The organism is Candidatus Andeanibacterium sp. (assembly GCF_057143545.1).
The window spans coordinates 1-4,421 of sequence record NZ_DBNHSF010000073.1 but is presented as its reverse complement, the minus strand read 5'-3'; the positions used below and the strand labels follow the sequence as shown (position 1 = coordinate 4,421).

Genomic DNA, 4,421 nt, shown 5'->3' with positions numbered 1-4,421 from the left:
AGCGCGAATTGGGGATATGATAGATGGTGATCATGGCGATCAAGCTCCCTTCGCATGCGGGCTGTTGGCGAGGAGGTCGTCGACCACGCTTGGATCGGCCAGCGTCGAGGTGACACCAAGGTTTCCGGTGTCGTTCTCGGCAATCTAGCGCAAGATCCGCCGCATGATCTTGCCGCTCCGCGTCTTGGGCAGGGCCGGGGCGAACTGGATCACGTCGGGGGTGGCGATCGGGCCGATTTCCTTGCGCACCCATTGGACCAGTTCCTTGCGCAGTTCTTCGGTCGGTTCGACGCCTTCCATCGGGGTGACAAAGGCGTAGATGCCCTGGCCCTTGATCTCGTGCGGCATGCCGACCACCGCCGCCTCGGCGACATCGTCGTGCGACACCAGCGCGCTTTCGACCTCGGCGGTGCCCATGCGGTGGCCCGAAACGTTGATCACGTCGTCGATCCGGCCGGTGATCCAGTAGTATCCGTCCGCGTCGCGGCGGCAGCCGTCGCCGGTGAAGTAGTATCCCGGATACTGGCTGAAATAGGTCTGGAAGAAGCGCTCATGGTCGCCATAGACGGTGCGCATCTGGCCCGGCCAGCTGTCGGTGATGACGAGCGCGCCTTCGGCCGCGCCTTCGAGCAAATGTCCGTTGGCAGGATCGACCAGCGCCGGCTTCACGCCGAACATCGGCCTGGTCGCACTGCCGGGCTTGAGCGCGGTGGCGCCGGGCAGCGGGGTGATCATGTGGCCGCCGGTCTCGGTCTGCCACCAGGTATCGACGATCGGGCAGCGCCGCTCGCCGACCTCCTGGTAATACCATTCCCACGCCTCGGGATTGATCGGCTCGCCGACCGTACCGAGCACCTTGAGGCTCTTGCGGCTGGTCTTCTTCACCCATTCGTTGCCTTCGCGCATAAGCGCGCGCAGCGCGGTGGGTGCCGCATAGAAGATCTCGACCCGGTATTTGTCGACCACCTGCCAGAAGCGGCTGAAATCTGGGTAATTGGGCACGCCCTCGAACATCAGCGTGGTGCCGCCGTTCATCAGCGGGCCGTAGACGACGTAGCTATGCCCGGTGACCCAGCCGATATCGGCCGCGCACCAGTAGATCTGGTTGCTCCCGTCGTCATGGGGCCGGTAATCGAACGTGTATTCGTGGGTCATCGAGACCCACACCGCATAGCCGCCGGTGGTGTGGAGCACGCCCTTGGGCTTGCCGGTCGAGCCCGAGGTGTAGAGGATGAACAGCGGGTCTTCGGCTCCCATTTCCTCAGGCGGGCAATCGGCGGACTGGCCGGCCACGGCATCGGCCCAGTCGATATCGCGGCCCGCCACCATCGGCACGTCGGCTCCGGTATGGCGCAGCATGATCACCCGGCTGACCGGGGACTTTTCCAACGCGGCATCGACATTGGCTTTCAGCGGCACCTTGCGGCCGCCGCGCAGCCCTTCGTCGGCAGTGAGGACGATGTCCGATGCGCAATCCTCGATCCTCCCGGCGAGCGCATCGGGCGAAAACCCAGCGAAGACGATCGAATGGACCGCGCCGATCCGCGCGCAGGCGAGCATGGCGATCGCGGCTTCGGGCACCATCGGCAGGTAGATCGTCACCCGGTCGCCGCGCTTGACGCCATTGGCCTTGAGCGCATTGGCAAAGCGGCAGGTCGCCGCGTGCAATTCGCGATAGGTCAGCGAACGGGTCGGATTGGCGGGATCGTCGGGCTCCCACAGGATCGCGGTCTCGTCGCCGCGGGTTGCAAGATGCCGGTCGAGGCAATTGGCCGAAAGGTTGAGCGTTCCGTCCTCGAACCAGCTTATGTGGAAGTCATCGGCATCGAAGCTGGTGTCCTTCACCTTGGTGAAGGGCCTGATCCAGTCGATCCGCCTGGCCTCCTCGCGCCAGAAGCCGTCGGGGTCCTCCACCGAAGCGCGATATTTCGCCTCGTATCGCGCGGCATTGATGATGGCTTTTTCGGCCCATTCGGCCGTTACCGGGTGTTGCGACACCTCGTGCATTACTCACTCCCGAAAATTCGTTCGCCGATTGCCTAAGGGCTGGTTCGAATGCCCGCAAGCGTCCTTCAATGAGCTCCTGCGAAGGCAGGAGCCTCAGGAGTGAGGTCCCCGCCTTCGCGGGGACTCGGGACGTCAGCGCCAGAGTGCGTCGAGGGCCGGAAGCAGGTGCGCGCGATGTTCGGCAGGTACTCGTGCAATCAGGTCCGCCTCGAATGTCTCGATCGCTTGCCTGGCCTTGCGCAGCGTTTCCCGTCCGGCATCCGTGAGGCTCAGCCCCTGCGACTTCCCGTCGATCGGCGTGCGTTCGATCAGGCCCGCGTCCTCGAGCCGCTTCAAGAGCGGAACCATGTTGGCCCGCTGGATATCGAGCAGGCGACCGACCGCGCTCGCCGTCAGTTCGGGATTGTCGGCGATCACCATCAGCACGCTCGCTTCGGTCGTTCGCAGGTCGAACTCGGCGAGCCGCTGGGCAAGCTCGGCCATCATCGCGTTGGAAGCGCGGCGCAGCGAATAGCCGGGGGAATTTGCAAGCGGATCGTGCATCGGTCTCGATCACCAATTGTCGATGATTGTTGTTGCACATAGCAATCTATATCGTTATTAGCAATAACAATATCGCTGACACCGGCGAGTCGTTTTGAGGAGAGCCGCCATGGCCCAAAGTTCGAAAGGTCCGTCAAAGCCCGATCCGCGTCCCGAGGAGGAAACCGTCCGCTACGAAATTGAAGACGGGGTTGCCTGGGTCTATTTCAACCGTCCCGACAAGCGCAATTGCATGAGCCCCAAGCTCAACCGGCAGATGCTGCGCGTTCTCGAGCAGCTCGAATTCCGCGACGACGTGCAGGTGCTGGTCCTGACCGGTGAAGGATCCTCCTGGTCGGCGGGCATGGACCTGCTCGAATATTTCCGCATGGCCGAACAGGAAGGCCTGCATGCGGTGCGCCGCAACCAGCGCGAAGCCTATTCGTGGTGGGAACGCCTGCGCTGGTACGAGAAGCCGACCATCGGCATGATCAATGGCTGGTGCTTCGGCGGCGCCTATGGCCCGCTGTTTGCCTGCGACCTTGCCTATTGCTCGGACGATGCGCAGTTCGGCCTTTCCGAGATCAACTGGGCGATCCTGCCCGGCGGCGGCGCCTCGAAGGTCGCGGCCGAGCTGATGGGCTTCCGCGACGCGATGTATCACGCAATGATGGGCGAGAACCTGACCGGCAGGCAGGCCGCCGAAAAGGGCATGGTCAATGAATCGCTTCCCGCCGACAAGCTCAAGGCGCGGGTCCAGGAAGTCGCCGACGTTCTCAAGAAGAAGGACAGCCAGGCGCTGCGCGCGACCAAGTGGGCGGTGCGCCGCGTGCGCGAGATGACCTATGACAACGCCGAGGACTATTTGATCCGGGCGCAGGAAGCGCTCAACCAGTTCGGCGGGCTCGCTGCGCGCAAGGAAGCGACCCGGCAGTTCCTCGACGAGAAGACCTTCAAGCCCGGCCTTGGTGCTTTCGACAAGTCAAAGGTCCAGGGCGACTGATCTTGCTTCCCCTCCCCGGCGGGGAGGGGATTGAGGGGTGGGGTGGCGAGGCCGCAGGGCTTCGCGTCGACGCTGGCGCAGGATACCCCCACCCAACCGGTTCGAGGTCGGAACTGCCTCGGTGTTTCCTGGACCGTCCGGGGGAGGGTCCACCTCGAACTCCCGAGCGGGAGAGGGCTTCCACCTCGACTCCATCCCTTCATTCTGGCAACGCACCCCCGCAAATCGGAGAGGACATGCATGACTACCCGCCGCTTCACCAATGAGCAGATCGACCGCTTGCTGCGCCCCAGGAGTGTCGCCGTGGTCGGCGCTTCGGATCGCCCTGGTGCGCTGGGCGCGACGCTCTTGAACAACCTCGTCCAGTACGAATTCGCGGGCGACATCTACCCGGTCAATCCCAAGCGGGAAGAGATCGCCGGGCTGAAATGCTATCCCACCGTCAACGATATGCCCGAGGGCGTCGACTGCGCGGTGCTGGCGATCCCGCGCCCCTTCGTTCTGCAGACCACGCGCGACCTGGCAGAGCGCGGATGCGGCGCGGTCGTGATCTATGCCGCCGGTTTCTCCGAGGCGGGCGAGGAAGGACTCAAGGAGCAGCTCGAGCTGGGCAAGATTGCCGAGCAATACGGCATGGTGATCGAAGGGCCGAACTGCCTCGGTTGCACCAATTACGTCACCCGCGTGCCGCTGACTTTCGTCGAAACCAACATGATGACGCCGCCCAAGGGTGCGCGGGCGGTCGGCATTGCCAGCCAGTCGGGCGCGATCGCCGCGGTACTGGCGACCATGCTCCACCCGCGCGGCTGCTATGTCAGCACCTCGGTTTCGACCGGCAACGAAGCCGCTTCGGGCGTCGAGGACTATGTCGAATGGCTGGTCGACGACG

At 63.9% G+C, this 4,421-nt stretch carries 3 protein-coding genes and 1 pseudogene; 2 read left to right on the top strand and 2 right to left on the bottom strand.

Annotated elements, in window-relative coordinates; genetic code table 11:
• Nucleotides 1-39: 39 nt before the first annotated feature.
• Nucleotides 40-2,007: pseudogene (gene acs, locus AC16XC_RS04680) on the bottom strand (acetate--CoA ligase).
• Between the two features lie 132 nt (nt 2,008-2,139).
• Complete coding sequence (locus tag AC16XC_RS04675) at nt 2,140-2,550, bottom strand: MarR family winged helix-turn-helix transcriptional regulator (protein WP_484033483.1); 411 nt, start codon at nt 2,548-2,550, stop codon at nt 2,140-2,142.
• A 109-nt stretch (nt 2,551-2,659) separates the two neighbouring features.
• Between AC16XC_RS04675 and AC16XC_RS04670 the strand changes: the two genes are divergently transcribed.
• Together AC16XC_RS04670 and AC16XC_RS04665 are read left to right on the top strand one after the other, a co-directional pair.
• Entirely contained in the window at nt 2,660-3,532 is an 873-nt protein-coding gene (locus AC16XC_RS04670) for a p-hydroxycinnamoyl CoA hydratase/lyase (protein WP_484033482.1), read from the top strand.
• Nucleotides 3,533-3,772: 240 nt separating this feature from the next.
• Nucleotides 3,773-4,421: CoA-binding protein (locus AC16XC_RS04665; protein ID WP_484033481.1), on the top strand; the 649-nt coding region annotated here is incomplete at its 3' end.